The 26220-nt window shown below is 71.2% G+C and carries 24 protein-coding genes; 11 read left to right on the forward strand and 13 right to left on the reverse strand.

The window, feature by feature from the left end; translation table 11 throughout:
- The first annotated feature begins 56 nt into the window (after positions 1-56).
- Together ACFWNN_RS00355 and ACFWNN_RS00360 are read left to right on the forward strand one after the other, a co-directional pair.
- A complete protein-coding gene (locus ACFWNN_RS00355) occupies positions 57-1211 on the forward strand; it encodes a glycosyltransferase (protein ID WP_382437635.1) in 1155 nt (384 codons plus the stop codon).
- An 88-nt stretch (positions 1212-1299) separates the two neighbouring features.
- The gene (locus ACFWNN_RS00360; RefSeq protein ID WP_382437636.1) at positions 1300-4239 is read left to right on the forward strand and encodes a discoidin domain-containing protein; all 2940 of its coding nucleotides are present in this window, start codon (positions 1300-1302) and stop codon (positions 4237-4239) included.
- On the opposite strand, the gene ACFWNN_RS00365 is transcribed toward ACFWNN_RS00360, so the two are convergent.
- On the reverse strand, positions 4236-4841 hold the full coding sequence (locus ACFWNN_RS00365; RefSeq protein WP_382437637.1) for a TetR/AcrR family transcriptional regulator: 606 nt from the start codon (positions 4839-4841) through the stop codon (positions 4236-4238). The genes ACFWNN_RS00360 and ACFWNN_RS00365 overlap by 4 nt on opposite strands.
- Positions 4842-4895: 54 nt before the next feature.
- Between ACFWNN_RS00365 and ACFWNN_RS00370 the strand changes: the two genes are divergently transcribed.
- From ACFWNN_RS00370 to ACFWNN_RS00380, 3 genes are all read left to right on the forward strand, one after another.
- Positions 4896-4994 (forward strand): pentapeptide repeat-containing protein, encoded by a 99-nt coding sequence (locus ACFWNN_RS00370; RefSeq protein WP_382437638.1) that lies wholly within the window; start codon positions 4896-4898, stop codon positions 4992-4994.
- 301 nt (positions 4995-5295) lie between these two features.
- A complete protein-coding gene (locus ACFWNN_RS00375; RefSeq protein ID WP_382437639.1) occupies positions 5296-6516 on the forward strand; it encodes an NAD(P)/FAD-dependent oxidoreductase in 1221 nt (406 codons plus the stop codon).
- A gap of 20 nt (positions 6517-6536) precedes the next feature.
- A complete protein-coding gene (locus ACFWNN_RS00380) occupies positions 6537-6947 on the forward strand; it encodes a hypothetical protein (protein ID WP_382437640.1) in 411 nt (136 codons plus the stop codon).
- Between the two features lie 172 nt (positions 6948-7119).
- Here the strand turns inward: ACFWNN_RS00380 and ACFWNN_RS00385 are convergent, their stop codons facing one another.
- Entirely contained in the window at positions 7120-7431 is a 312-nt protein-coding gene (locus ACFWNN_RS00385; protein WP_382437641.1) for a hypothetical protein, read from the reverse strand.
- A 33-nt stretch (positions 7432-7464) separates the two neighbouring features.
- Positions 7465-8811, reverse strand: a complete 1347-nt coding sequence (locus ACFWNN_RS00390; protein WP_382437642.1) for a PLP-dependent aminotransferase family protein — start codon at positions 8809-8811, stop codon at positions 7465-7467.
- 88 nt (positions 8812-8899) lie between these two features.
- Here ACFWNN_RS00390 and ACFWNN_RS00395 point away from each other — a divergent pair, with 88 nt between their 5' ends.
- Entirely contained in the window at positions 8900-9748 is an 849-nt protein-coding gene (locus ACFWNN_RS00395) for an NAD-dependent epimerase/dehydratase family protein (protein WP_382438385.1), read from the forward strand.
- Here ACFWNN_RS00395 and ACFWNN_RS00400 read toward each other — a convergent pair.
- From ACFWNN_RS00400 to ACFWNN_RS00430, 7 genes are all read right to left on the reverse strand, one after another.
- A complete protein-coding gene (locus tag ACFWNN_RS00400) occupies positions 9740-10588 on the reverse strand; it encodes an RNA polymerase sigma-70 factor (protein WP_382437643.1) in 849 nt (282 codons plus the stop codon). The two genes, ACFWNN_RS00395 and ACFWNN_RS00400, sit on opposite strands and share 9 nt — an antisense overlap.
- Positions 10585-11742 (reverse strand): PucR family transcriptional regulator, encoded by a 1158-nt coding sequence (locus ACFWNN_RS00405; RefSeq protein WP_382437644.1) that lies wholly within the window; start codon positions 11740-11742, stop codon positions 10585-10587. The genes ACFWNN_RS00400 and ACFWNN_RS00405 overlap by 4 nt, the downstream gene beginning before the upstream one ends.
- A gap of 112 nt (positions 11743-11854) precedes the next feature.
- A complete protein-coding gene (locus ACFWNN_RS00410; protein WP_382437645.1) occupies positions 11855-13957 on the reverse strand; it encodes a heavy metal translocating P-type ATPase in 2103 nt (700 codons plus the stop codon).
- Positions 13954-15801, reverse strand: coding sequence for a cytochrome c oxidase assembly protein (locus tag ACFWNN_RS00415; protein WP_382437646.1), 1848 nt, complete (start codon positions 15799-15801; stop codon positions 13954-13956). The genes ACFWNN_RS00410 and ACFWNN_RS00415 overlap by 4 nt, the downstream gene beginning before the upstream one ends.
- 33 nt (positions 15802-15834) lie before the next feature.
- On the reverse strand, positions 15835-17370 hold the full coding sequence (locus tag ACFWNN_RS00420) for a long-chain fatty acid--CoA ligase (RefSeq protein ID WP_382437647.1): 1536 nt from the start codon (positions 17368-17370) through the stop codon (positions 15835-15837).
- A complete protein-coding gene (locus ACFWNN_RS00425; RefSeq protein ID WP_382437648.1) occupies positions 17370-18497 on the reverse strand; it encodes a DUF5938 domain-containing protein in 1128 nt (375 codons plus the stop codon). The genes ACFWNN_RS00420 and ACFWNN_RS00425 overlap by 1 nt, the downstream gene beginning before the upstream one ends.
- A 5-nt stretch (positions 18498-18502) precedes the next feature.
- Positions 18503-19306, reverse strand: coding sequence for an SDR family NAD(P)-dependent oxidoreductase (locus ACFWNN_RS00430; protein WP_382437649.1), 804 nt, complete (start codon positions 19304-19306; stop codon positions 18503-18505).
- Between the two features lie 134 nt (positions 19307-19440).
- On the opposite strand from ACFWNN_RS00430, the gene ACFWNN_RS00435 reads away from it, so the two are divergent.
- Complete coding sequence (locus ACFWNN_RS00435; protein ID WP_382437650.1) at positions 19441-20076, forward strand: TetR/AcrR family transcriptional regulator; 636 nt, start codon at positions 19441-19443, stop codon at positions 20074-20076.
- On the opposite strand, the gene ACFWNN_RS00440 is transcribed toward ACFWNN_RS00435, so the two are convergent.
- Positions 20073-20426, reverse strand: coding sequence for a hypothetical protein (locus ACFWNN_RS00440; RefSeq protein ID WP_382437651.1), 354 nt, complete (start codon positions 20424-20426; stop codon positions 20073-20075). The two genes, ACFWNN_RS00435 and ACFWNN_RS00440, sit on opposite strands and share 4 nt — an antisense overlap.
- A gap of 94 nt (positions 20427-20520) precedes the next feature.
- Here ACFWNN_RS00440 and ACFWNN_RS00445 point away from each other — a divergent pair, with 94 nt between their 5' ends.
- From ACFWNN_RS00445 to vanX, 3 genes are read left to right on the forward strand one after another with little or no spacing between them, the layout of a single operon-like run.
- Positions 20521-21474, forward strand: a complete 954-nt coding sequence (locus ACFWNN_RS00445; protein ID WP_382437652.1) for an NAD(P)-dependent oxidoreductase — start codon at positions 20521-20523, stop codon at positions 21472-21474.
- A complete protein-coding gene (locus ACFWNN_RS00450) occupies positions 21471-22469 on the forward strand; it encodes a D-alanine--D-alanine ligase family protein (RefSeq protein ID WP_382437653.1) in 999 nt (332 codons plus the stop codon). The genes ACFWNN_RS00445 and ACFWNN_RS00450 overlap by 4 nt, the downstream gene beginning before the upstream one ends.
- On the forward strand, positions 22466-23065 hold the full coding sequence (vanX, locus tag ACFWNN_RS00455; RefSeq protein ID WP_382437654.1) for a D-Ala-D-Ala dipeptidase VanX: 600 nt from the start codon (positions 22466-22468) through the stop codon (positions 23063-23065). Before ACFWNN_RS00450 ends, vanX begins: the two co-directional genes overlap by 4 nt.
- A gap of 5 nt (positions 23066-23070) precedes the next feature.
- On the opposite strand, the gene ACFWNN_RS00460 is transcribed toward vanX, so the two are convergent.
- Together ACFWNN_RS00460 and ACFWNN_RS00465 are read right to left on the reverse strand one after the other, a co-directional pair.
- Complete coding sequence (locus ACFWNN_RS00460) at positions 23071-24141, reverse strand: sensor histidine kinase (RefSeq protein ID WP_382437655.1); 1071 nt, start codon at positions 24139-24141, stop codon at positions 23071-23073.
- A 53-nt stretch (positions 24142-24194) separates the two neighbouring features.
- A complete protein-coding gene (locus tag ACFWNN_RS00465) occupies positions 24195-24920 on the reverse strand; it encodes an AraC family transcriptional regulator (RefSeq protein WP_382437656.1) in 726 nt (241 codons plus the stop codon).
- 53 nt (positions 24921-24973) lie between these two features.
- Here ACFWNN_RS00465 and ACFWNN_RS00470 point away from each other — a divergent pair, with 53 nt between their 5' ends.
- A complete protein-coding gene (locus tag ACFWNN_RS00470; protein WP_382437657.1) occupies positions 24974-26215 on the forward strand; it encodes an MFS transporter in 1242 nt (413 codons plus the stop codon).
- The last annotated feature ends 5 nt before the right edge of the window (positions 26216-26220 follow it).

The raw sequence follows: 26220 nt of genomic DNA on the forward strand, positions 1-26220 counted from the left end.
CGTCCAGCGAAGCATCCCGCCTCGACTGACGCGAGCAACTCCGCTAGATCTGTGCGGTGCGCGTTGTCGTGGTCTCCGGAGGCGATCCCGGTCATGTGGTGCCGGCGATCGCGTTGTGCCTGAAGTTCGCCGCCGCCGGGGACACCCCGGTCCTGCTCACCGGCGACCGCTGGGTCGACGCGGCCCGCGCGGAGGGCATCACGGCGTCGCGCGTCACGGGCCTCTCGCTCGCCGACCTGAAGGACGTGCCGGACCTCGGGCTCGCCCTGTGCGACCAGGCCGCGGACCTTGCCACCGCACTCGCGCCCCAGCTCGCCGTGCTCGAACCGGACCTGGTCGTGTGCGACGTCCTGGCGCTGGGCGCGAGCATGGCCGCGGAGCTCGTCGGCGTGCCGTGGGCGCAGCTCTCCCCGCACCCGCTGTACGAACCGTCGAAGTGGCTGCCGCCGATGGGCAGCGGACTCGAGGCGGGAACGGGCGTGCGCGGCCGGCTGCGGGACGCGGTGCTGCGCGCCCTGACGGCCAGGTCGTTGCGCCAGGGCGAACGTCAACGAGCCGTCGTCCGGCACCGCATCGGCCTCGGCGCCACGGAGACCGGCCGGATCGCACGACTGATCGCGACCCTCCCGGCCCTGGAGGTGCCGCGCCCGGACTGGCCGCGCGACGCGCACGTCGTCGGGCCGCTGCTGTGGGAGGCGAGCCGCGACGTGCTGACCCCGCCGCCCGGTGACGCGCCGCTGGTGATGGTCGCGCCGTCGACCGCGTGGACCGGGGCGCAGGGCATGGCCGAGATGGCGCTGGAGGCCTTGGAGGGACTCCAAGTGAGGACGGTGATCTCGACGTTCGCGAAGCTCGACGAGCTGCCGCCGTGGGCGAGGTCGGGGCCGGGCAAGCAGGACGAGCTGCTGCGGCAGTCGGCGGTCCTGGTGTGCGGTGGCGGGCACGGAATGCTGGTCAAGGCGCTGCGGGCCGCCGTGCCGGTCGTGGTCGTGCCCGGTGGTGGTGACCAGTGGGAGATGGCCTGCCGGGTGGCCAGGCAGGGGAGCGGGCTGATCGTCCGGCCGTCCACTGTGGATGGTCTGAGGGACGCCGTGCGGCGCGTGCTGGACGACCCCGGGTTCGCCGCTGCGGCGGCGCGGGCGGCGGCGACGGTGAGTGATGTTCGTGATCCTGTGGAGGTATGTCGGACTGCGTTGACTCTTGCGCGTTGAGAGCGCTCCCACTTCAATGAGTGCCATGCGCGTGTCAATGACGATGCTCGTGGTGGCGGCGTTATCCATTTCGACGGCATGGCCAGCGGTGGGGCACCAAGACCGTGCGGCCGCACCCGACCTGTACCCCTCGGTCGGCGCGGGTACCAGCTTCCTCAACCACTCCGACCTGCTCGGGAACGTCCCCGAACCGGCCTGGTACGAGGCCAACATCCCGTTCGTGGACCTGCCCGACCGCGAGATCCGCGACACCTACTACTACCGCTGGCGCACGTACAAAGAGGCGCTGAAGTACACGGGACCGAAGGACGGCTGGATCGTCTCCGAGTTCCTCGGCCCGGTCGGCTACTCCGCCCCGAACGGCGGCATCGTCGCGGCGGCGGGCCACCACGTGTACGAGGGCCGCTGGCTGCGCGACCACCGCTACCTCGACGACTACGTCGACTACTGGCTGCGCGGCGCGGGCTCCGGTCCCAAGCCCGCCACCGACTTCCTCAACAAGAACACCACCGACTGGGCCCACCAGTACTCGTTCTGGGCCGCCGACGCCGTGGCCGCGCGGGCCGCCGTCGACGGCAGGGCGCGGTTCGCCACGGACCGGCTGCCGGAGCTCACCCGGCAGTGGCAGCGCTGGCAGCCGCAGTTCGACCAGAACCTGGGTCTCTACTGGCAGACGCCCGTGTGGGACGCCATGGAGTACACGGTCAGCTCCTACCAGAGCCCCGACCCGTACCACGGCGGCGACGGCTTCCGGCCCACCCTCAACGCCTACCAGTACGGCGACGCCAAGGCGATCGCGGAGCTGTTCCGGGCACGCGGGGACACCACGAGCGCCCGGCAGTACGACCAGGCCGCCGAAGCGCTCAAGACCAACCAGGAACGCTGGCTCTGGGACGACGCCGGCAAGTTCTACAAGCACGTCATGCGCGACGACAACCCCGGCCGCACGAAGCTCGCCGACCGCGAGGAGATCGGGTTCGTGCCGTGGTACTTCCACATGCCCCCGGCGGCGAACAGCGCGGCGTGGGCCCAGCTCACCGACCCGCAGGGCTTCGCGGCGCCGTACGGGCCGACGACGGCCGAGCGGCGCAGCCCGTGGTTCATGAAGGACGCGCTCAACGGCTGCTGCCGCTGGAACGGGCCCAGCTGGCCGTTCGCGACCAGCCAGACGCTGACCGCGCTCGCCAACCTGCTGATCGACTACCCGAGCCAGCCCTACGTCGACCGCGACGACTTCGTCTCGGTGCTGCGCGGGTACGCGCTGACCCAGCGCAAGAACGGCGCGCCGTACGTCGCGGAGGCGCACCACCCCGACGAGAACCGCTGGATCTACGACGGCCAGGGCCACAGCGAGGACTACAACCACTCGACGTTCAACGACAACGTGCTGTCCGGCCTGCTCGGCGTCCGCCCGCAGCTGGACAACTCGCTGCAGCTCTCCCCGCTGGTCCCGGACTCGTGGAGTCACTTCGCCGTGGAGAACCTGCCGTACCACGGCCGCAACCTCACGGTCCTGTGGGACAAGGACGGCTCCAAATACGGCCAGGGTGCAGGCCTCAAGGTCTGGCTCGACGGCAGGCTCACCCACTCCCAGCCGACCCTGGCGACCGTCCGGCTCACCGTGCCGGCCCGCACCACCGCGGACACCCCGGAACTGGTCGACGACTTCGCGAACGTCAGCCGCACCGGCCTGCCGACGGCCCGCGCCTCGTTCAGCTACAGCGCCGACCCGCCCACGAAGGCGATCGACGGCCAGGACTTCCACCTCGACGTGCCCGGCACCCGCTGGACGTCGTACGGCAGCCCGAACGCCGCCGACTGGCTGGAGATCGACCTCGGCGCCCCGACGCAGATCTCCGACCTGCGGCTGGTCTTCTACGACGACGGCGGGGGAGTGCGCGTGCCGACGACGTTCGACCTCCAGCACTGGGACGGATCCCAGTGGCGTGACCTGCCCGGTCAACGCAGAACCCCGGCACAACCCGTGGCACGTCAGGTGAACCGCGTCCTCGTGGAACCCGCGCTGACCACCAGCCGGGTGCGCGTCCTGCCACGCCGCGCGGACGGGGGAGCCGTCGGGATCACGTCGTTCTCGTCGTGGCGCGCACCGGTCGCGGGTCTCACCGCGTCGGTCCCGGACGATCTCGCCCTCCGGTCGGGCGCGGTCGAGACCACGACGACCTTGCAGGCGCAGCAACCGTTGCGCGGTGTGCGGGCGACGCTCGCGGTCCCTCCCGGATGGACCGCCACCGCGCTGACCCCGGCCACCGCCGCGATGCTGAACCCGGGCCGCAGCCTCGTCACACGTTGGCGGATCACCGCTCCGGCCACGAAACTCGGTGACCGCGCGCCGATCCGGTTGCTGGCAACGGCTTCCGGCAGCACCGGTGCCACGTCGGCGTTGACGTCCGCGCAGGCCGTCTTCGATCCGGCCGACTACGCCACCGTGGCCTGGGACGACACCTTCGACGCGGACCGGCTGGGCTCGTACCGCGTGGACGGGCCGTTCGGCGAGTCGTCACCGGCGTTGCGGGTCGCGAACGGCGTGCTGACGGCGAGTGCGGGAGCCAGGGCGGGCGCGGTGCTCGCGGCACCCGTGACCGGCAGCGCCAGGGGCACGGCGGTCGTCGTGGAACCCAGGACGTTCGCGGGGTCGGCGCCGGAGGACAGCCTGTTCCTCGGCCAGACCAACGGGAACCGCGACTTCGCGCTGGCCTGGTTCAACAACGCGGGCAAGGCGTCCGGAGTGGACGTGACGGTCGGCGGCACCCGGCGGGGCGACGAGGCCACCGGCGGCTGCTGCGCCACCCTGACCTGGGCGTCCGGCGACAAGCTCGCCGTCGTGATCGAGAACGGTCAGCTCACCAGTTGGCAGCAGCACGCGAACCGCTGGACGTTGCTCAGGTCGGCGCCCATCGGCACGGCGGTCGGCCAGGACGTGATCGCGGGCTGGGCGCCGGGCCTCGGCCTGCGCCTGGACGCGGGCGCGCTCACGATCGACCGCTTCACCGTCCGCACGAAGAACTAGCCGCAGACGCGCTCGACCAGGACCCGCCAGCTGGTGGTCAGGTTCTCCACCGCGGCGTCCAGGTCGGGCGCGTCGTCGTGCGACTGCAGGTACAGCAGGATCGGCCCCTCCAACGCCGCCACCAGCTGCAACGCCAGCGTGCCGCTCTGCGCGTCGTCCGGGCGGGCCTCGGCCAGCAGCATCTGCACGTGGAAGAGCGACGGGCTCTCGGCCGCGGGCACCGGCTGGCCGGGGTCGATCGACGCGCGTGCCAGGACCATGTGCCGCACCAGGAACTCGAGCCGCGCCCGTCCGAACGCGACGAGCCGGGCGGCCGCGGGTGCTCCCGGCCCGAGCGGGGGCGGACCGCTCATCACCTCGCGCTGGAACCGGGTCTCCTCCTCGTCCAGCAACGCGTGGAAGATGCCCGCCCGCGTGCGGAACCGGCGGAACACCGTGCCCTTGCCGAGCCCGGCGCGGTCGGCGAGACCGTCCATCGTGACCTTGTCGGCGCCGAGTTCGGCGACCATCCCCCGCGCGACCTCGATGAGGTGCGCGCGGTTGCGTGCGGCATCGGCCCGTTCTTCCCGGGGCCGGCCCAACGGCAGCGCGACAGGTTCCACGCCCCGCACGCTACCTGTTGATCACCGGTCAGCGCTGGAAGGCCGCGTCCACGATTGTCGGCGTCCTCCGATCTCAGGGGATCGACCCTGACCGGTGCGACGCTGACGGAGGCCGACCTGGTCGGTGCGGAGATGGACGGCGTCGAGTGGTAACCGGCTGCGCCGCGAGATCGACTCCGCCGCGAGGTTTGTGCTCCCGGCGCAAGCTTCGGCCGCCGTCGACCGGATTCACTGTCGGTTGTGCGTACGAGCGGGCTTGTGGTGGCGGCGGTGTGGCTGGTCTCCGGACGGGCGCGCACGTGGGCCGGGAAGGCTGCGGCCGCGTTGCTCGTCGCGGCGTCGCCCGTCCGCATCGGTTCACCTCGCCGGCTGACGCCTGAACCTTGACACTGAATGTCCGGGTTCCCTACGTTCGCCCTGTCAGCACCGGTCGTGACAACCGAGGAGAACCTGGATGTCCAGTATCCTGATTGTGGGTGGCGGTTTCGCCGGCGTCTGGAGTGCGGCCAGCGCCGCCAGGCTCCGCGGCGAGCGCGGACTGTCCGAAGAGGACCTGAAGGTCACGCTGATCAGCGCGGGCGACGACATGGTGATCAGGCCCCGGCTCTACGAGGCGAGCCCGGACCGCATGCGGGTGCCGCTCGACCGCGTCCTCGGCCCGATTGGTGTGCGCCGCCTCTCCGGCACCGTCACCGCCATCGACACCGGCGCCCGCAGCGTCACGGCGGTCCGGCGCGACGGCACCACCGACGAGATCTCCTACGACAGGCTGGTCCTGGCCTCCGGCAGCCAGGTCGTGCGGCCCGCGTTGCCCGGCGCGGAACACCTCTTCGACATCGACACGATGACCGGCGCGGCCACTCTCGAAGCCCATCTCCAGCGGCTGCCCGCGCGTCAGGGCGACGGCCGGTTCACCGCGGTGGTCGTCGGCGCGGGCTTCACCGGCCTGGAGATCGCGACGGAACTGGTCGGCCGCCTGCGCGAACTCGCCCCGGCCGAGCAGGTCAGGGTCGTGCTCGTGGAACGGCAGGGCGAGGTGGGCCCGGAACTGGGCCCCGGCCCGCGCCCGGCGATCGAGAAGGCGCTCGCGAAGCTCTCCGTCGAGGTGAGGCTGGGCGTGAGCGTCGCCGAGGTGACGCGGGACAGCGTGCTGCTGGCGGACGGCACGGAGATCGCCGCGCACACCGTCGTGTGGACGGCGGGCATGACCGCGAGCCCGCTCACGGCGTTCGTGCCGGGTTCCCGGGACCACCTGGGCCGCCTCGACGTGGACGAGTACCTGCGCGTGCGCGGCGTACCGGACGTGTACGCGGCGGGCGACACCGCCGCGGCGCTCTCCCCGGCCGAGGGCCGCGTGGTCATGCAGAGCTGCCAGCACGCGTTGCCGCAAGGGAAGTTCGCCGGCCACAACGTGGCCGCGGACCTGCTCGGCGAGCAACTCGTCCGGTTCGAGCCCGCCCCCTACGTGACGTGCCTGGCGCTCGGCCCGGCCGGCGCGGTCGTGACGTCCGGCTGGGACCGCGAGGTGCAGATGACCGAGCACGTCGCCAAGGACCTCAAGCAGACCATCAACCAGCAGTGGATCTACCCACCCGTCGACGACCCGCAGGCGCTGCTCGGCCAGGCCGGCCCGCAGGCGGGATGGCCGGAGTACCGGCAACCTGAAGCCCTGTAACAGCAACGAAGGACCGTCCCGTGAAACTCCTGCTCGACCGGATCAGCCTCGCCTTCATCGCCCTCACGTCGGCGTACGTCGGGTTCTTCGCGTACTTCGCCCCGAGAACCTGGTTCGACACGTTCCCCGGCCTCGGCCTGCGCTGGCTGCCGCAACTCGGTCCGTACAACGAGCACTTCGCCAAGGACGTCGGCGCGGCGTACCTCGCGTTCACCGCGCTGAGCCTGATGGCGTTGCTGTACGCCAAGAAGCACGCGGTCGTGCCACTCGCGGGCGCCCCGCTGCTGGTGTTCAACACGCTGCACTTCGTCTACCACCTGACGATGCTGCACATGTACGAGCCGCGCGACCAGGTGCTCAACGTCGTGCTGCTGAGCCTTCTCGTGGTGCTATCAGTGATTCTGGTGATCCCGGATCGCACGCGGCGCTGACCAGGGCTCGCCGCCGAATCACTTCGGTCACGAATGCACTCCGCTTGGATCACGCCTATCGTCTGCATCGGGTCGGGGCTGATCCAGAGGGAGTGGCCTCACGTCGCCCACAGCCGCCGAGATCCAGTCCGCACCATCAGGACGTCGTGACCTGATGGTGCGCGACCCTGAATCAGGTGCGCAGTTTGTCGCTCTTCGAGTGAATGATCGTCGCGAGGACGCTGAAGGCGCGGGTATCGGGGTTGGCTGGTGCCGGGATGGTGCTCAGGTCCGCGTCGCTGGCCGTCGAAGCTCGGGCGTTGTCGCTGGCCACCGCTGAACGTGACCTCTCGGGCGTTCCAGAGATTGCTCCGGCGATCACCTTGCTCGCCGGCATCCCTGGATGGTTCTCCAACGAGAAGATCGTGCCGATGGCGAAATCGGCCGCAGCATCCGCCACTGCGGCCGGGCAAGCCTTCTTCGGTGGGCTGTCAGACGGGGCCACTGCACCCCATCGACACGATCTCGACCAGGTGACTCAAGCCAGCACGCGGGTCAGGGCGGCCAGGGCGGCGGGCCACCCGCTGCGGGACGGCGTCGCGAACCCCACGACGGCGGCGTCCCGCTCCGGCACCACGGCGGGGTGGCGGAACCAGTCCAGGCCGACCACCGCGAGCCGGTGGGCCGCCGCCTCGCGCAGCACGGCGGCCTCGGTGCCGCGGGGGAGCTCGACCAGCGCGTGCAGTCCGGCGGAGATCCCGCGCACGCGGCCGGCCAGTGCGGACGTGAGGTCGTCGCGGCGCCTGCGGTACTGGGTCCGCATCGCCCGCACGTGCCGGTCGTAGGCGCCGGAGTCGAGCAGTTCGGCCAGCACCAGTTGGTCGAGTGCGCTCGTCTGGGACACGCCGCCCAACGCTCGTGCCACGTCGTCGGCGATGGCGTCCGGCAGCACCATCCAGCCGAGGCGCAGGCCCGGTGCGATGGTCTTGCTGGCCGTGCCGAGGTACACGACGTGCTCCGGGCCGAGGCCCTGCAGCGCTCCCACGGGTTTGCGGTCGTAGCGGAACTCGCCGTCGTAGTCGTCCTCGACGATCAGGCCGCCGGTCCGCCGTGCCCACTCGACGACCGCCGCGCGTCTGGCCGGGTGCAGCGGGGCTCCGGTCGGGAACTGGTGCGCGGGGGTCAGCAGAACCGCGCCCACGCCGCTCAGGCGGCCGATCTTGGCGCCGTCGGCGTCCACCGGCAGGGGCAGTGTGCGCAGGCCGGCTGCGGTGAAGCGGTCGCGCAGCATCGGCATGCCGTAGCTCTCCACGGCGATCCGCTGGACCTGGCGGGCGCGCAGGGTCAGGGCCAGCAACGACATTCCGTGCGACGCGCCCGAGCAGACCATGATCCGGCTCGGGTCGGCGCAGACGCCTCGGGCGCGGGCGAGGTAGTCGGCGAGGGCTCGGCGGAGCTCGATCCGGCCGAACGGCGAGGAGTACGTGAACACCTCGTGCGGGGCCTGGTCCAGGGCCCGGCGGGTGGCGCGGGACCAGTCGGCCCTCGGGAACGACGACGTGTCCGGACGGCCCGGCCGCAGGTCGTGCAGTGGCTGGATCTCCGCCGGCGGCACGGGGCGCGGGGTGGTGCGCCCCGCCACACGCCCCGCCACCAGGGTGCCCGCGCCGGGGCGTGCGGTCAGCCAGCCCTCGTCGATCAGCGAACCGTAGGCGGCGACGACGGTGTTGCGGGCCAGGCCCAGGTCGGCGGCGAGAGTCCGGCTCGACGGCATTTTGCTGCCGGGCGCGAGACGTCCGGTGCGCACCGCCTCGCGCAGGGCCTCGGTCAGCCCCGCCAGCACGCGCGGTCCCCGGACTTCCAGATGCAGATCGACGCCGTTCATGCCATTAGGACCGAGCGGGCCGCGCGTTTCGTGACAGGCGAGGTGTCACGAAACGGGTGGGCTACGTGGTCTTGACCGCGTGGAACAGATGCGAGTGTTCGCGGCAGGCGCCACCGGTGTGATCGGCAGGCGCGTGACCAGGTCGTTGGTGGAGCAGGGGCACGAGGTCGTCGCCCTGACCCGAAGTGAGGACGAGGCGGCGAAGCTCAAGGCGATGGACGCGGAGGCGGTGATCGGCGACGTGTTCGACGCGCGACAACTGGCCGAACTAGTGGCCGCCGCCGCGCCGGACGTGCTCATGCACCAGCTGACGGATCTGCGCGGTGGCGATCGCACGGCGAACTCCCGCGTGCGGACGGCCGGCACGCGCAACCTGGTCGACGCGGGACTGGCCGCAGGCGTGCGGCGGATCGTCGCGCAGAGCATCGCGTGGGCCTACGAGCCCGGTGACGTGCCCGCCGCCGAGCACTTGCCGCTGGACTCGGCGGCGACGGGGGAGCGGCACGACACCGTGGCGGGCATCGCGGCGCTGGAGTCGGCGGCGCGGGAGCTGCCGGAGTGGGTCGTGCTGCGGTACGGGCTGCTCCACGGCCCGGACACCTGGTACGCGCCTGGTGGGCCGATGGTCGCGGCCGCGCTGGGCGGGCACCTGCCGGCCACCGCCGACGTGACGAGTTTCGTGCACGTCGACGACGCGGCGGACGCGGCCGTGGCGGCGTTGGCCTGGCCGTCCGGACCGGTCAACGTGTGCGACGACGAACCGGCGCCGGGCCACGACTGGCTGCCGGTGTTCTGCGCACGGGCCGGGGCGCCCGCACCGTCCACACCGGACCTTCCGCGCACGCCGTGGGCTCGTGGCGCGGACAACGCCGCCGCCCGTGCACTGGGGTGGCGGCCGCGGTGGCCGACGTGGCGGGAGAGTCTCGGCTCAGCGTGACAGGCCGGCGAGCTTGTGCGGGTTGACGACCATCATCACCCGCTCGATGCCCGCCTCGGTCGCGTCGATCGCCGCGAGCGAGACAGGACGGCCGTCCCGGCTGACGAGCACCGCCGGGCGGCCGTTCACCTCGACGAGCATGGTGTCCGTGCCGCCGTGGAACTTCTGGACCACCCCTGCGAGGAACCGGGCCACCCGGCTGCGTCCCCGCACCGGAGCCCGCGCCGCCCGGACGAGACCGCCGCCGTCGGAGCACGAGACCGCGTCGTCCGCCAGCAGGTTCTCCAGCGCCGCGACGTCACCGGAACGGGCCGCGCTCAGCAACGCCTGCAGCAGCCGCCGGTGCTCGGCGGTGCCGACCGGCCGGCGGCGGTCGTCGTGCACCCGGTCGCGGGCGCGTTTGGCGAGCTGTCGCGCGTGCGGTTCGGAGGTCTCCAGCACCTCGGCGATCTGCCGGAACGGGTAGTCGAACGCCTCGCGCAGGACGTACGCGGCCCGTTCCTTCGGGGTGAGCCGTTCCATCAGCACCAGCACCGCGAGGTCGAGCGCCTCGGCCCGTTCGGCGCCGAGCGCGGGATCGTCCTCGGTGCTCACCGGCTCGGGCAGCCACGGCCCCACGTAGACCTCGCGCCGCGCCCTCGCCGAGGTGGCGGCGTTGATCGCGAGCCTGGTCGCGGTGGTCGCGAGGAACGCGCCGGGGTTGGTGATCGACGCCGGGTCGGTGCGGTCGAACCGCAGCCAGGTGTCCTGCACGACGTCCTCGGCGTCGGCCACGCTGCCGAGCACGCGGTAGGCGATGCCGAACAGCCGGGGCCGGGCCCGGTCGAACTCGGTGATCACCGCAGCACCGCCGGTCCCAGGACGTCGGCCAGGTGCAACGCCACGTGCAGGCGCAGCCGCTCGGCGCCGACCGGCCTGGCGAGGAGCTGCTCGGCCCTGCGCACCCGGTACAGCACGGTGTTCTTGGCGACGTGCAGGTCGGCCGCCGCGGCCGAGAGCCCCCGGTCGTGGTCCAGGTAGGCCTTGAGGGTGCGCCGCAGGTCGGCGTTCGCCGCCTCCGTCAACGGCCCGAGCTCGTGGCGGACGAACTCCGCGGCGGCGTCCAGGTTCTCGGCGGCGAGCGAGGTCAGCGCCAGGTCCTCGTAGGCGTGCAGGCCGGGCGGCCGCTGGGTGAGCCGGGCCAGTTCCCGCGCCTTCACGGCCTGCCGGTGGCTGGAGCGGAACCCGTCCACGCCCTCGGCCGCCAGCCCGGCGGCCACGTGCACGCCGGACCCCTGCGGGAGCTCCACCCGCGCGGGCCGTGTGCGCGACCCCCACGCCCACAACACCGAAGGCCCCGCGACCACCAGCAACCGGGCCGTGCACCCGGCCGCGACGAGGACGTCGGCCGCCGCCGTCTCCAGCTCCCGCGTCGAGTGCCCGTCGGCCCAGAAGACGAGCGCGAGGTGATGCCGGGTCAGGTCGTACCCGAGCCGGTCCGCGCCGTGGCCGCCGTCCAGCACCGACTCGACCAGCTCACGCCGCGCGAACGCAGCACTGCGCACCCAGCGCTCCCGTTCGGCGGTGAACTGGGCGATCAACGTGGTCGACAGGTGGTCCAGGCCGCGGAACAGGTCGGCCATCAACTGCCGCGCCTGCGGTGCCGTGGCGAGCGACGCGAGCTCGCGGGCGACGACGGCGTAGGTGCGTTGCACGGCCTGGACGATCGTCTCGACGGCCATGCCCCGCGCGACCGCCGTCCTGGTGGCGAGATCGGCCTCGACGGTGAGCCGCTCGCTCACCACCTCGCCCGTCCGCACCGCGAGCAACGCGCTGAGCACCACCGCCTCGGCGACGCGGGCGTCGTCGAACTCGTCCGCGCGCAACGCCACACCCCACCGGACGAGGTCGTCGCCGATGACGCCCGCCACCTCTTCGAGCAACTCGGGCCTGCCGGCGGGCTCGGTCGCCGTGTGCGGGCGCACCTCGTCCAGCCACGATCGATCTGCGGTCATCACCTCGAACCCTAGGGGCCGCGCGGCCCGTTCCTTGGGCCGCTTTCCCGCTGATTTCGTGGGCCATTCCGCCGACCGGCTACCAGTTCACCCCGCGTGCTGAAGGGCGAGCTCAGGAGTCCGCGCGGGAAGACGGTGCCGCGCGTGGCGTGACCGACCGGAGCCGGAGGCTGTTGGCCACCACCAGCACCGACGACAACGACATGGCCGCGCCCGCGATCAACGGGTTCAGCAGCCCGGCGGCGGCCAGCGGGATCGCGGCGGCGTTGTAGCCGAACGCCCACCAGAGGTTGCCGCGGATCGTCGTCAGCGTGCGGTTGGCGAGCACGATCGCGTCCGGGACGGCGTCCAGGTCGTCGCGCACCAGGATCACGTCGGCGGCGTGCGCGGCGACCTCGCTGCCCCGCGCCATCGCCATCCCGAGGTGCGCGGCGGCGAGCGCAGGGCCGTCGTTCACCCCGTCCCCGACCATGGCGACGTGGTGGCCGGCGGCCCGCAGCCGTTCCAGCGCCGCGACCTTCTCGGCCGGGCGGACACCGGCGAGCACCTCCTGAACGCCGATCTCGCCGGCCACGACCTGGGCAGCGGCGGAACTGTCACCGGTGAGCAGGACGGTCCGCAACCCCATGGCGTGCAGGCGTTCCACGGCGGCGCGGGCCGACGGCCGGACGGTGTCGCGCACCGCGATCCCGCCGATCACCACGCCGTCCCGCGCGACCAGCACCCCGGTCTCGGCGCCGAGCGAGTCGTGCCACGCCCGGACGTCCTCCGGAATCTCCAGCGAAGCCGTGAGCTGCAAGGACCCCACGACGACCTCGGAGCCCTCGACGATCCCGCGCGCACCGGCGCCGACCAGGGCCTCGAACCCGGAGACCGCCGGGGGATCGGTCACCGCAGCGGCGATCGCGACGCCGATGGGGTGTTCGGACGCGGCCTCGACGGCGGCCGCCCAGCGCAGCACGTCCGGACCGAACGTGCCCACCACGGTCATCTGTCCGGTCGTCACCGTGCCGGTCTTGTCCAGCACCACGGTGTCGACCGCCCGCGACGCCTCCAGCGCGTCCGGCCCCTTCACCAGGATGCCGAGCTGGGCGGCCCGCGCGACGCCCACCATCAACGCGGTCGGCGTCGCCAGCCCCAACGCGCACGGGCACGCGATGATCAGCACCGACACGGCCGCCCGGAACGCCTCCAGCGCCGAACCCCCGAACACCAGCCAGCCGCCCAGGGTCAGCACGGACAACCCCAGCACGACCGGCACGAACACCGCACACAACCGGTCCACCAGCCGTTGCACGCGCGCCTTGCGTTCGGCGGCCTGCTGCGCCAGCGCCCGCATCTGCGCCAACTGCGTGTGCGCACCCACGGCCGTGGCCTGCACGACGAGCCGTCCGGTGTGGTTGACCGTCCCTCCGACGACCGAAGAGCCCGCTGACACCTCGACCGGCACTGGTTCACCGGTCATCGACGACATGTCGATCGCCGAGAACCCATCCGTCACCACGCCGTCCGCCGGCACCGCCTCACCGGGCTTGACCACCAGCAGGTCCCCGACCCGCACCTCGGCCGCCGGCACCAGCACCTCGGCCCCGTCGCGCAGCACCCGCGCCTCCTTGGCCGCGAGACCGGCGAGAGCGCTCAGCAACCCGGCGGCGGTGCGCCGCGACCGCACCTCGAAGTACCGCCCGGCCAGCAGGAACGTCGTCACCCCGGCGGCGACGTCCAGGTACCCGACGTCGAGCGTCCACACCGCCCACCCGAACGACGACAGCACCCCGAGCGACACCAGAGTGTCCATACTGGACGATCCGTGCCGCAGATTCCGTGCGGCAGCGCGATGGAACGGCCACGCCGAATAGGCCACCACCGGCAGACTCAGCAGGACGCACAGCAACTCCCAGCCGGGAAACCGCAACGCGGGCGCGAACGTCAGCGCCAGCGTCAGGTTCCCGAGCGGCACGGCGAGCACGGCCGCCACGACGAGCCTTCGCCGCAACGCCCCGACCACGTCGACGTGCGACCCGGTCGTGGAGGCGTCATATCCGGCCGCGCGCACGACCTGCACCGCGTCCGCTTCCGGCAGTCCGTGCACGATCGCGCGTTCGGTGGCGTAGTTGACGGTCGCGCGCACGCCGTCGAGCTTGTTGAGCTTGCGTTCGATGCGGGTCGCGCAGGCGGCACAGGTCATGCCGGACACGGCCAGTTCCACGGTCATGCGGAGGTCTTCCGTTCGGAGAGTTCGGCGAGCATCGCGTTGTAGGCGGAGAGCCGGTCGTCGGTGGCGTGGTCGAACCGCCGGGCCTCGTGCCGGTCGGCGACGGCCCACTGGCGCATCAGGGCGAGCACGACGACGAGCATCGGTATTTCGCCCGTGGCCCAGGCGATCCCGCCACCGAGCCGTTGGTCGGTCAGCAGGTCCGGCACCCACGTCAGGTCGAGCGACCGGTAGAAGTTCGAGGCGATCACGGTCTGCTTGTTCATCAGGATCACGCCGAAGAACGCGTGAAAGGGCATGACGGCGAACAACAACCCGAGCTTCGCCAGGTGCGGCAACGACCGCGGCGCCGGATCGACGCCGATCACCAGCCAGAAGAACACGTACCCGGTCAGCACGAAGTGGACGTTCATCAGCTGGTGCGCCCAGTGCAACGGCATCGCCGCACCGAAGAGGCCGGAGAAGTACAGGAGGTAGAACGACCCGACGAAGGTGATCGCGGCGACCGCCGGATGCGCCACGAACCGCGCCATCCGGCAGTGCAGCAGAGCCTTGATCCACACCCGCGGGCCCGGTGGCAACACCCGCAGCGCCAGCGTGATCGGACCGCCGAGCACCAGCAGCACCGGCCCGAGCATGTTCAACGCCATGTGCGCCACCATGTGCGTGCTGAACGTGCCCGCCGCGTACCGGCCGACGCCCGAGGACGTCACCACCAGCAGCACCGCGCACCCCAGCAGCCAGGCGACCGTCCGCCCGACCGGCCAGGAACGCACCCGCCGCGCCGCCAGCACGTACAGCACGGCGAGCACGAGGGCACCGAGCCCGACCACGAGGTCCAACCGCCAGCCCAGCACCAGCTCGGAGAACGACGGCGGAGCCGGAAGTTCGTACCCGATCAGGGTTTCCTGCGGAGACGGCCGCACCACGCTCCACGCCGGCGGCACGAGATGAGCCAGCCCGGTCGAGGCCCCCAGCGCGAGCCCCACCGCGACGAGTTCGACGCCCAGAGGCCGCCGCACGCCCCACCGCGCCCGGAGCAGCGGCACCAGCGCACACACCGCGACCTTGAGCAGCAACAACACCACGTACCCGCTGTGCACATCCGGCCCTGCCAGGACCACGCCGACGACCGACCCGCTCAGCACCAGCACGGCGATGCACCAGTTGCTCAGCAGCCGGTACCGGCGCAACACGACCTCGTCGCCGACGCGCGGCCGCAACGCGACCAAAGCGCCGATCCACACCGCGGCAGCAGGGATGTGCCACACCATCGCGTTCGTGGCGACGTCGTGCCACGCTCCGTTAGCGACGTGCCCGGTGATCACCGGCGCCAGCACCCCGACCAGCGCCGGCAGCACCCACAACACCGAGGTGGTCCACGTCAACGTGGCCCGCGCGCCGACCGCGACGACACCCGCCGCCACGAACGTGACCAGCCACGCCTTGGGCTCCTCGGTGGCCCCGACCAACCCCGGCAGGTGCTCCACCACAACGGAAAGCGGCTGACCCGTGGCGTCCGCAGTGGACAGCACGACCGCGAACCCCGCTGTGACGACCCACACGGCCGCGGCGTTGGCCGCCGTGCGCACCGCCGCATAGGCAGGTGCGGTGAGCTGAGCACGCCGAGGCGGCGCCGGAACCACGAAGGCCCCGAACACCAACGCGCCGATCGTCACCGTCCCTGCCGCGTTCGCCAGTGTCCTGACCAGCCCGAACGTCAGCGAAGTCAGCCGTCCGGGATCGCTGTCGCCGAGCAACGCGTGCACGTCACCGGCCCACAGAACCACGGCCACGACGCAGGAAACCGAGATGGCCGTCGCGAGCACGACAGCCTTGTCCACCCTCACACGACACAGGTCGGGTGAAGAACGACTTCAGTTCCCGGAAAGCTGAGCGCGGATCTCGGCCTTGAGCACCTTGCCCACTTTGGACCGCGGCAGGTCCGGCCAGATCTCCACCTGCTTGGGCGCCTTCACGCCACCCAGCTGTTCCTTCACGAACGCGATCAACGCGTCGGGCTCGGCCTCACCGGACGCCCGCAGCTGCACCACGGCCGTGACCCGCTCACCCCACTTGGGATCGGGCAGCCCGACCACGGCGCTGTCCTGCACCGCCGGGTGCGCCCGCAACGCCTGCTCGACCTCGGCCGAGTACACGTTGAACCCGCCCGTGATGATCATGTCCTTGGCCCGGTCGACGATGAACAGGAAGTTGTCGGCGTCCAGGTACCCGATGTCGCCGGTGTGGTGCCAGCCGAACGTGCTCACCTCGGCCGTCGCCGCCGGGTTCTCGTGGTACCCGGCCATCACCAGCGGCCCGCGCACCACGATCTCGCCGCGTTCCCCGGCCGGCATCAGGCTGCCGTCCGCTGCCATGATCGCGACCTGCGTCAACGGCGAGGGCCGTCCCGCCGACGCCAACCGCTCGACCGCGACCGACCCGTCGGCGTGGAAGTGGTCGGCCGGGGCGAGCGTCGCGATCATGTTCGGCGCCTCGGTCTGCCCGAAGAGCTGACCCATCACCGGCCCGATCCGCCGCAACGCCTCGGTCAGCCGCACCGGCGACATCGGCGCGGCGCCGTACCAGAGGCAGCGCAACGAGGTCAGGTCCGTCTCGTCGAGCGCCGGGTGGTCGAGCAGGCCGTAGATCACCGTCGGCGGCAGGAACGCGTGCGTGATCCGGTGGCGTTCGATCAACGCCAGGAACTCGCCGAGGTCCGGCGCCGGCATGATCACCGTCTCGCCGCCCATCGACATGATCGGGAACGTCAGCACGCCCGCCGAGTGCGTCAGCGGCGCGAGCGCGAGGTACCGGGGCCGGACGCCGAACGGGTAGCTCATCAGCGTCAGCGCGGTCGCGGTCTCCAGGTTGTGCCCGGTCAGCCGCACTCCCTTGGGGCGCCCGGTCGTGCCGCCGGTGCCCGCCAGCACGCACAGGTCGTCGTCGGGCACGAACACCGGTTCCGGCTCGCGGCCGAACTTCGCGAGCCAGGCCTCGAACGGGACGGCGCCGTCGACCTCGCCGTCCAGGCACACCAGGATCGTCAACGCGGGCAGGTCGCCGCGGATCCGTTCGACCAGGGGAGCGAACTTCGCCTGGAAGAACAGGCAGCGGCAGCCGAACAGGTCGAGCAGCTCGCGGTTCTCCGCCGCCTCGTTGCGCGGGTTGACCGGGCACCACACCGCCCCGGCCCGCGAGATGCCGAACACGCAGGTGAGCGCCAGCGGGTCGTTCGCGGACAGCACGGCGACCCGGTCACCGACCGCGATTCCGCTGCCCTGCAACGCTCCCGCGATGTCCCGGGAGCGTTGCTGGACCTCGGCGTAGGTCTGGGAGACCCCGCCGACGGTGAGGCAGGGCGCGTCGCCCCCGAGCGACGCGCCCTTGTCCAGGTAGTCGCTGAGACGCATCAGCGGTGCGTTTCGACGATCGGGTCGAGCACCAGGCCGAACGACCGCAGCGCGCCGAGCAGTTCGCGGTGCCCGAACGCCTGGCAGCCCGACGCGAACCCGACCCGCCGCGGGGCGTCCTGCAGCAGGTGCACGGCGGCGTGCACGTTCAGCAACGCCGTCTGCTTGTAGTTGCAGTTGCCGTGGATCACGCAGCTCGCCCTGCCCAGCGGACCGGACGCGTGCACGGAGTCGAGCGAGATGTTGATCCGCGGGTTCTCGCGCGGCGGCATCTCACTGCGCACCTGCGCCGAGAACGCGTCGACGATCTCGTACTTCTCCGCGTCCGACTTGCCCTCCATCTGCTCCAGCGCGGCCGCGACGATCTGCGGCACGCCCAGCATCAACGGCCGGTTGAAGACGCCGCCGAGCGCGCGCACGGACGCCACTCGCGGGTCGCGCTTGAACCACACCGGGTGCGCGGTGCCGCCCCACGGCAGGGCGAGGCCGAGCTCGTGCTGGCCCGGCACGACGAGCTCGTAGAGGCCCGCGTCCGGCGGCCATTCCACGTACTCGTTCTGCTCCAGGTAGTACGCCTTGGCGAACGCCGCGTTGGTGAGGATGGTGTTGGTGGAAGCGACGGTCGGATACCCCTTCCAGAACACCCCGATGTCCAAAGTGTCCAGTCCGGGCTGCTCCAGGCAGATCTGCGCGGCGATCTCGCCGACCGTGTACATCTGCGCGATGCCGGGGGAGAGCAGCAGGCCCTGCTTCGCGAACTCGGCGCCGTACTGGGCGTCGGCGTCGATCATCCAGTCCTGCTCGCCGTTGGTGTCGGTGTAGTGCGCACCGATGTTGAGGCTGGCCTGGACGGCTTCGTGGCCGTAGCGGGAGAACGGTCCGACGGTGTTGAGCACGACCTTGGCGCCGGTGAACGCCTCGGTCAGCGCCTCCGTGGAGTGCTCGACCTCGGCGATGTCGTAGGAGACCGTGTCGATGCCGGGCACCGCGTCGACGGCTTCCTTGACGCGCTTGGCGTCACGTCCGGCGGCGAGGAACGGGATGCCGTACTCGCGCAGGTACTCGCAGATCAGCCGGCCGGTGTAGCCGGAGGCGCCGTAGACGACGACGGGCTTGTCGGTGGGCATCTGGTTCACATCCCCATTCCGCCGTCGACCGGCAGACCCGCGCCGGTGATGAACTTCGAGGCGTCGGACGCGAGGAACACCACGGCGTCGGCCATGTCGTCGACCTGCCCGAGGCGGCCGAGCGGCGTCAGTTCCACGACCGCGCCGACGGCGGCCTCGACCGACGGGAAGAGCCCGAGTTCGGCGCAGTCGACGGCCAGCTGGTTGCCCATCGCGGTGGGGGTGAGGCCGGGGTAGATGCAGTTGACCCGCACGCCGTAGCCGAGCTTGCCGGACTCCGCGGCCGCGACCCTGGTCAGCCGGTCGATCGCGGACTTCGTCGCCGAGTAGACGCTGATGCCGGGGAACGCGATGGTGGCCGCGACGGACGCGATGCTGATGATCGACCCGCCGTTGCCCGCCGCTCCGCCGGGACGCATGGCGCGCAGGCCGTGCTTCAGGCCGAGCGCGGTGCCCAGGACGTTGACGTCGAGCATCTTGCGGACGTCCGCCGGGTTCAGTTCGGTGATCAGGCTCGTGATCTCGATGCCCGCGTTGTTCACCAGGATGTCGAGCCCGCCGATGGTGTCGACGGCCGTGCTCACCGCGGAGGCCCAGCTTTCGTCGTCGGTGACGTCCAACGGGACGAACTCCGCTGCGGCGCCTTGGTCGCGGAGCGCTTGGGCCGTCTGCTTGCCCTCTTCCTCCAGGACGTCGCCGATCAGGACCGCCGCCCCGGCCTGCGCCAGCGCCTGGGCCATGCCCGCGCCGAGCCCTCGCGCACCCCCGGTGACCAGCGCTTTCCGCCCGCTCAGCTGATAACTCGTCATTGAGTCGCCTCCTCGGTGAGATGGCTCACACACTAGTTATTCCTGGACAGTCGTCAAGATTTTCCTTGACGACTGTCCAAGATTTTTTGGACGAACGGTCAAGGTTTGTCGCAGTGAACGGTAGGCTCCGAGGCGTGACCGAAGTCGCTTCGCGCAAGCAGGACCGCATCGCCCGCCGGCAGGTCGACAAGTTCGACGCCAGGCGGACGGAGCTCGCCGTGGCGACCCTGCACACGCTGGCCGAACTGGGCTACGCGCGCACCAGCCTGCGGGAGATCGCGCAGAACTCCGAGTTCTCGCACGGCGTCCTGCACTACTACTTCGCGGACAAGCGCGACCTGATCACCGAGGCGGTCCGCCAGTACGAGGTCGTCTGCGTGACGCGCTACGACGAGGTCGTGGCCACCTCCAAGACGGCCGCGCAGCTGCGCGACGAGTTCGTGGCGATGTTCTTCGACACCCTCGAGCAGGACGCGACGCTGCACCGCCTCTGGTACGACCTGCGCAACCAGAGCCTGTTCGACGAGTCGTTCCGCGCCGACGTGCTGGAGATCGACAGCCACCGCGAGGCCATGGTGTGGCGGGTGGTCCACCGCTACGCCGAACTGCTCGGCGGCACGCCCGCCGCGTCGTCCGCGATCGTCTACGTGACGCTCGACGGGCTGTTCCAGCGCGCGTTGCTGCACCAGCTGTCGGGCAACGCGGACGTCGTCGAGGCGTTGCGGGTGGAGCTGCCGGTGACGATGGACCTGCTGGTGCGGACCGCCTAGACGTCTCGGCGGGCGAGCGTCGCCGACAGCGGCAGGCCGAGCCGTTCGGCTGCCTGGCGCCGCGCCCGCACCTGAGCCCGGGTCCTGGGCCGGAACTCCCGGCGTGGTGCGCAGCCGCAGCCCGGCCGGTGGTCGTAGGTGAGGCCTTCCGCGAGCACGGTCGCCACGACGGACCACGCCTTCACGTCGCTGCGCCGGGGCGCGGCGAAGTCGTAGCCGGCGAACACGAGCTCGTCGCGGCAGCCAGGGCAGACGCGCCTGCGGATCGGCCAGGTGCTGCCCTTGAACGAGAGGCGGCACGCCACGCACACGTAGTGGCGAAAGGCGCCGTTGAACGCGTGGTAGCACATGGTTCGACAGGATACAGAGTTCTCGACGGCATATCGCCCGCATATCGGAAACCGCATACGAGGTGGCAACGCCGTGCTGTCTTGACTCGGGTTCATGGCAACAGGCATCACGATTTACGGGTGTGAGCCGGACGAGGCCGTCCTGTTCGAGGAAATGGCACCTCGGTGCGGCGTGACGCCGACTCTTGTCGAAGCACCGGTGTCATCGGAGAATGCCGCGCTGGCGTCCGGGAACGAATTCGTCAGTGTCGGTCACAAGACCCAGGTGACCCGGTCCGCGCTTTCCGCGCTGAGTCGTGCCGGTGTTCGCCACGTGTCGACGCGGAGCATCGGGGTCGACCACATCGACGTCGAGTTCGCCGCGAGCGTCGGCATCGGGGTCGGCGGCGTCGCCTACTCGCCGGACAGCGTCGCCGACTTCACGGTGATGCTCGCGCTGATGCTCCTGCGCGACGTCCGGTCCGTGCTCGGGCGAGCCGACCTGCACGACTACCGGCTCGGCTCGCGTGGTCGTGAGCTGCGGGATCTCACCGTCGGGGTGATCGGCACCGGGCGGATCGGGGTGGCGGTGCTGGATCGGCTGCGGGGGTTCGGCGGGTGCGTGGTGGCGCACGACAGCAGGCCGCGCAACTCCGCCGACTACGTGCCGTTGGACGACCTGCTGCGCGTGAGTGACGTCGTCACGCTGCACACGCCGTTGAACGCGGGAACCCGTCATCTGCTCGATCGCGACCGAATCGCGTCGATGAAGCCCGGGGCGTTCGTCATCAACACCGGGCGCGGGCCGTTGGTCGACACCAAGGCGTTGGTCGAGGCGTTGGAAAGCGGCAGGCTGGGCGGTGCGGCACTGGACGTGCTGGAAGGTGAGGAAGGAATCTTCTACACCGACTGCCGTGCCCGTGAGGTCGATCTCGAAACATTGGTCCGACTTCGCGCGATGCCCGCCGTGCTCATCACTCCGCACACGGCTTATTACACGGATCACGCGCTGAGCGACACCGTGGAAAACACTCTCGTCCACTGTTCGAACTTCGGGGGAACGGCATGAGCAAGGTCAGGATCGGCGTGCTCTTCGGCGGGGCGTTCGAGGAGCACCCCGTCTCGGTGAAGTCGGCGGGGGAGGTGGCGCGCGCCCTCGACGGCGAGCGGTACGACCCGTTCTGGATCAAGATCACCCGTGGCGGTGACTGGCTGCTGTGCGCGGGCCCGGACGCCGCCGACGGCCGGCCGGTGGTGCTCTCGCCCGCCGGGCTGGTGGTGCTGGGCGACGGGTCGTTCGAGGTGATCGGGCTCGACGTGGTGTTCCCCGTGCTGCACGGCAGGCAGGGGGAGGACGGCTCGGTGCAGGGCCTGCTGGAACTCGCGGGCATCCCGTACGTCGGGTGTGACGTGCAGAGTTCCGCGCTGTGCATGGACAAGACGCTCACCTACCTCGTGGCGCGGAGTGTGGGGGTGGCGACGCCGCGGTTCTGGACCGACGTGCCGGACTCGCCGACCTGGCCGGTGTTCGTGAAGCCCGCGCGGTCTGGGTCGTCGTTCGGTGTGACCAAGGTGTCCACAGAGGACGAGCTGGCGGTTGCGCTGGAGGTCGCCCGGCAGTACGACTCCAAGGTCGTGATCGAGGAGGCCGTGGTGGGCGGCGAGATCGGCTGCTCGATCCTCGGCAGCGGCGACGACCTCGTCGTCGGCGAACTGGACCGGGTCGCCCTGACCCACGGCTTCTTCCGCATCCACCAGGAGGAGACGCCCGAGACGGGGTCGGAGAACTCGGCGTTCGTCGTGCCCGCCGACATCCCCGAGGAGTCGCGCGCCCTGGTGCGGGAGACGGCGCAGGTCGTCTACCGGGCGTTGGGCTGCTCGGGTCTCGCACGGGTCGACGTGTTCCTGACGCCGGACGGGAAGGTCGTGCTGAACGAGGTCAACACCATGCCCGGCCTCACCTCCTACAGCCGTTACCCGCGGATGATGGCCGCCGCCGGCCTGTCGCTCGGTGACGTGATCGACCGGCTCGTCTCCCTGGCACTGACGGGAAAGCTCCGGTGAACCCGGACTTCGTGTTCGTCGACGAGCACGTTCCCGGGGTGCGCTGGGACGCCAAGTACGCCACCTGGGACAACTTCACCGGCACCCCGGTCGACGGCTACCTCGTGAACCGGGTCGTGGGCACCACGGCGTTGTGCGCGGCGCTGGACATGGCCCAGCAGAAGGCGGAGTCCCTCGGCTTCGGCCTGCTGCTGTGGGACTGCTACCGCCCGCAACGCGCCGTCGACCGCTTCCTGCGCTGGGCGGCCGAGCCCGACGACCCGGCCACGAAGGCCCGGTTCCACCCTCGCATCAGCCGGGCCGAGATGTTCGAAAAGGGTTATGTGGCGAGGAAATCCGGCCACAGTCGAGGGGGAACGGTCGACCTGACCCTCTACCACCTGGAGTCCAGCGAGCTGGTCGCGATGGGCGGCGGCCACGACCTGATGGACCCGGTCTCGCACCACGGCGCTCCCGTCGCCGAGGCCGCGCACCGGCGGCACCTCTGTTCGATCATGGAGGCCTGCGGCTTCCGGCGCTACGACACCGAGTGGTGGCACTACACCCTGATCGACGAGCCCTACCCGGACACCTACTTCGACTTCCCGATCGCCTGAGTCGGTCACGGTGCGGGCAGCCGCACCGTGACCCGCAGTCCGCCTCCGGCCAGGGGAGTCAGCGCGAGCGTCCCGTCGTGAGCCTGTGTGATGCTCTTGACGATCGCCAGCCCGAGCCCCACGCCGGCCTGGTCGCCGCGCACCCTCGTCGTCCCGCGCTGGAACGGCTCGGTCAGCGTCTCCACCAGCTGGTGGGTGAGCTGCGGCCCGGTGTTCTCGACGGTCAGCGTGCCGAACGCGGGCCCGGCGGCCGTCGTGACCAGCACCGTGCCGTCGAGGACGTTGTGGACGATGGCGTTGTGCAACAGGTTCGTGGTGACCTGCAACAACAACGCGGGCGACCCGGCCGCGAACGCCATCTCCCCGGCCGTCTCGACCACGACGCCGTGCTTCTCCGCCAACGGGAGCAGCGTCTCGACTGCCTCCTCGGCGACCAGTGACAGATCGACCCGCTGCCGCGCGAACGACCGTTGATCGGCCCGGCTCAGCACCAGCAGCGCCTCGGTGAGGTCGATCGCGCGGGCGTTCACGAAGTGCAACCGCTCCACCAGCTCGTCCGGCTCCCGGCTGCCGCGCGCCACGTCGAGCAACGTCCGCGTGACGGCCAGCGGCGTCCGCAACTCGTGCGACGCGTTGGCCGCGAACCGCTGCTGCTCCGCCACGTGCGTCTCCAGCCGCCCCAGCATGGCGTCGAACGCGTCCGCCAGCTCGTGGAACTCGTCCGACCGGCCGGGCAACGCGATCCGGTGCGCCAGCGACCCACCGGCCGCGACGCGCGTGGCGTGCGTGATGCGGTCCAGCGGCGCGAGCATCCGCCCGGCCAGGAACCAGCCGCCCAGCAGCCCGAACACCAGCAGGAAGCACAGCACCCCGGCGATGAACGGCGCGAACGAGGCGGCGAGGCGGGTCCGGTTGATCAGGAAGTCGCCGGTGGGCGTGAGGATCCAGCCGTCGGGCAGGAGGTAGGTGTAGTAGGCGAGCACGGCCGCCATCAGCAGGATGCCCGTGACCACGAGGAAACCGGCGTAGCTGATCGTGAGCTTGAGGCGGACGCTCAAACCGGGGGCCCTGTCCACTGCCCCGAGGCTAGGGCAGGGACCGTATCGTCCGCATATCCGAACTGCGTGCTTCAGGGCATCGCCGCGGCCCGGTAGGCGCCCGGCGTCTGGCCCATCGTGCGGGCGAACGTGTCCACGAAGGCGCTGGTGGTGGCCCAGCCGCACCGGTGCGCGGTCTCGGTCACGGTGGCGCCGTCGCTGAGCTCGATCATGGCCTGGAACACCCTTACGTTGGTGCGCCACTGGGGATACGTCGTGCCGAACTCGGCGCGGAACAGGCGCGCCAGGTGCCGGTCGCTGGTGCCCGTCCTGGCCGCGAGCCAGGTGATCGTGCGCGGGACGCTGAGGTCGTCGGTGACGAGGCGGCACGCGTCGGCGAGGCGTGGCTCCGTGGCCGCGGGCAGGGCCAGCGGTGCCAGGTCCGCGTGCCGGACGCGGTCGCGGATCACCGCGCGCAGCCGCTGCGCCTCGTCCTCGGGCAGGCCGGGTTCGGTGCAGGCCATCAGCAGCTCGCGCAGGAGCGGCGACACGGCGATCACGGTCGGACGACTGCCGGGGAACAGCACCTCGTGTGCGGGGAAACGCAGCAGGTGCACCAACGTGCGGCCGTAGACGCGGTGTTCGTGCCAGGTCTCGGCGGGAGTCCAGATCGCGCGCTGGGCGCTCGCGACCCACGTGCCGTGCTCGGTCTTCGTCGCGTAGATCCCGCTGCTGACGTAGAGCAACTGGTGGTCGCCGTCGTGCCGGTGCGGCTCGATGACGGTGCCTGCCTCGGATTCATGGCGGTATTGCGACACGAGCGGGCAGTTTATCGGAAGTCTTCCGGCGGTGAGTGGATCACCGTGGACGCATGAGAAGGTTCTTCGCCGACACCCGGCCGCTCGCGATTCCCGCCTACCGGCGGGTGTTCCTGGGGCAGGGCACCGCGGTCGTCGGCATGATGATCACCGCCGTCACGGTGCCGGTGCAGCTCTACGACCTGACGCGGTCGTCCCTCGTGGTCGGGCTCAGCGGAGTGGTCGGGCTGCTGCCGGTCGTCGTCTTCGGCCTCTACGGGGGTGCCATCGCGGACGCGGTCGACCGCCGGAAGCTGGTCCTGGTGTCGTCGTCGGTGTCGTGGGTCGTGACGCTCGCGCTCCTCGCGCAGAGTCTCGCGGAGGTGCGCTCGCCCGTGGTGATCCTCGGGCTGGTGGCCGTGCAGTCGGCGAGTTTCGCGGTGTCGGCGTCCGGGAGGGGCGCGATCCTGCCGTTGCTGGTGCCGGCCGACCTCGTGCCGGCCGCGAACGCGTTGAGCTACACGGTCTCCACGCTCGGGCAGGTGCTGGGGCCGCTCGTCGCCGGTGTCCTGATCGGACTGCCGGGAGGGTTCAGCCTCGCCTACGCCGCGGACGCCGTGCTGTTCACGGCCTCGCTGTACGCCACGATCCGCCTGCCGTCGTTCGGCGTGGCCGACGGGCTGGGGAGGCCGGGGCTGAAGTCCATCGTGGAGGGACTGCGGTTCCTCGGCGGCAACCCGGTGCTGATGATGTCGTTCGCGGTCGACATCGCCGCGATGGTGCTGGCGACGCCGGAAGCTCTGTTCCCGCAGGCCGCCGCGACGAGGTTCGACGGGGGTGTCGGCCCGCTGTACTCGGCGATCGCGGCCGGGTCGATCCTCGCGGGCCTGCTCAGCGGCTGGATCGGTGGCGTGCGGCGGCAGGGGGTCGCGCTCACGCTCGCCGTCGTGGTCTGGTCGGCGGCCATCGCCGTCGCGGGGTTCCTGCACAGCCTGTGGGCCGTCGTGCTGCTGCTGATCGTCGCGGGTGCGGCGGACTTCGTCAGCGCCGTCTACCGGCAGGCGATCCTGCAGACGTTCGTGCCGGACCGGCTGCGCGGACGTCTGCAGGGGGTGTTCACCGTGGTCGTGAACGGGGGACCGCGCCTCGGTGACCTGCGGGCGGGTTTCATGGCGGCGGCCACGACGTTCACGCTGGCGTGGTCCGGCGCGGCCGTGCTCTGCATCGCGGTCGTGCTGGCCGCGGCGGTGAGCGCGCGGTCGTTCTGGCGGTACGACACCCGTGAGCACGCGCCGGAGCGAGTCGAGGTGACCTGAGTGCG

The organism is Lentzea sp. NPDC058450 (assembly GCF_042721395.1).
Lineage (GTDB): Bacteria > Actinomycetota > Actinomycetes > Mycobacteriales > Pseudonocardiaceae > Lentzea.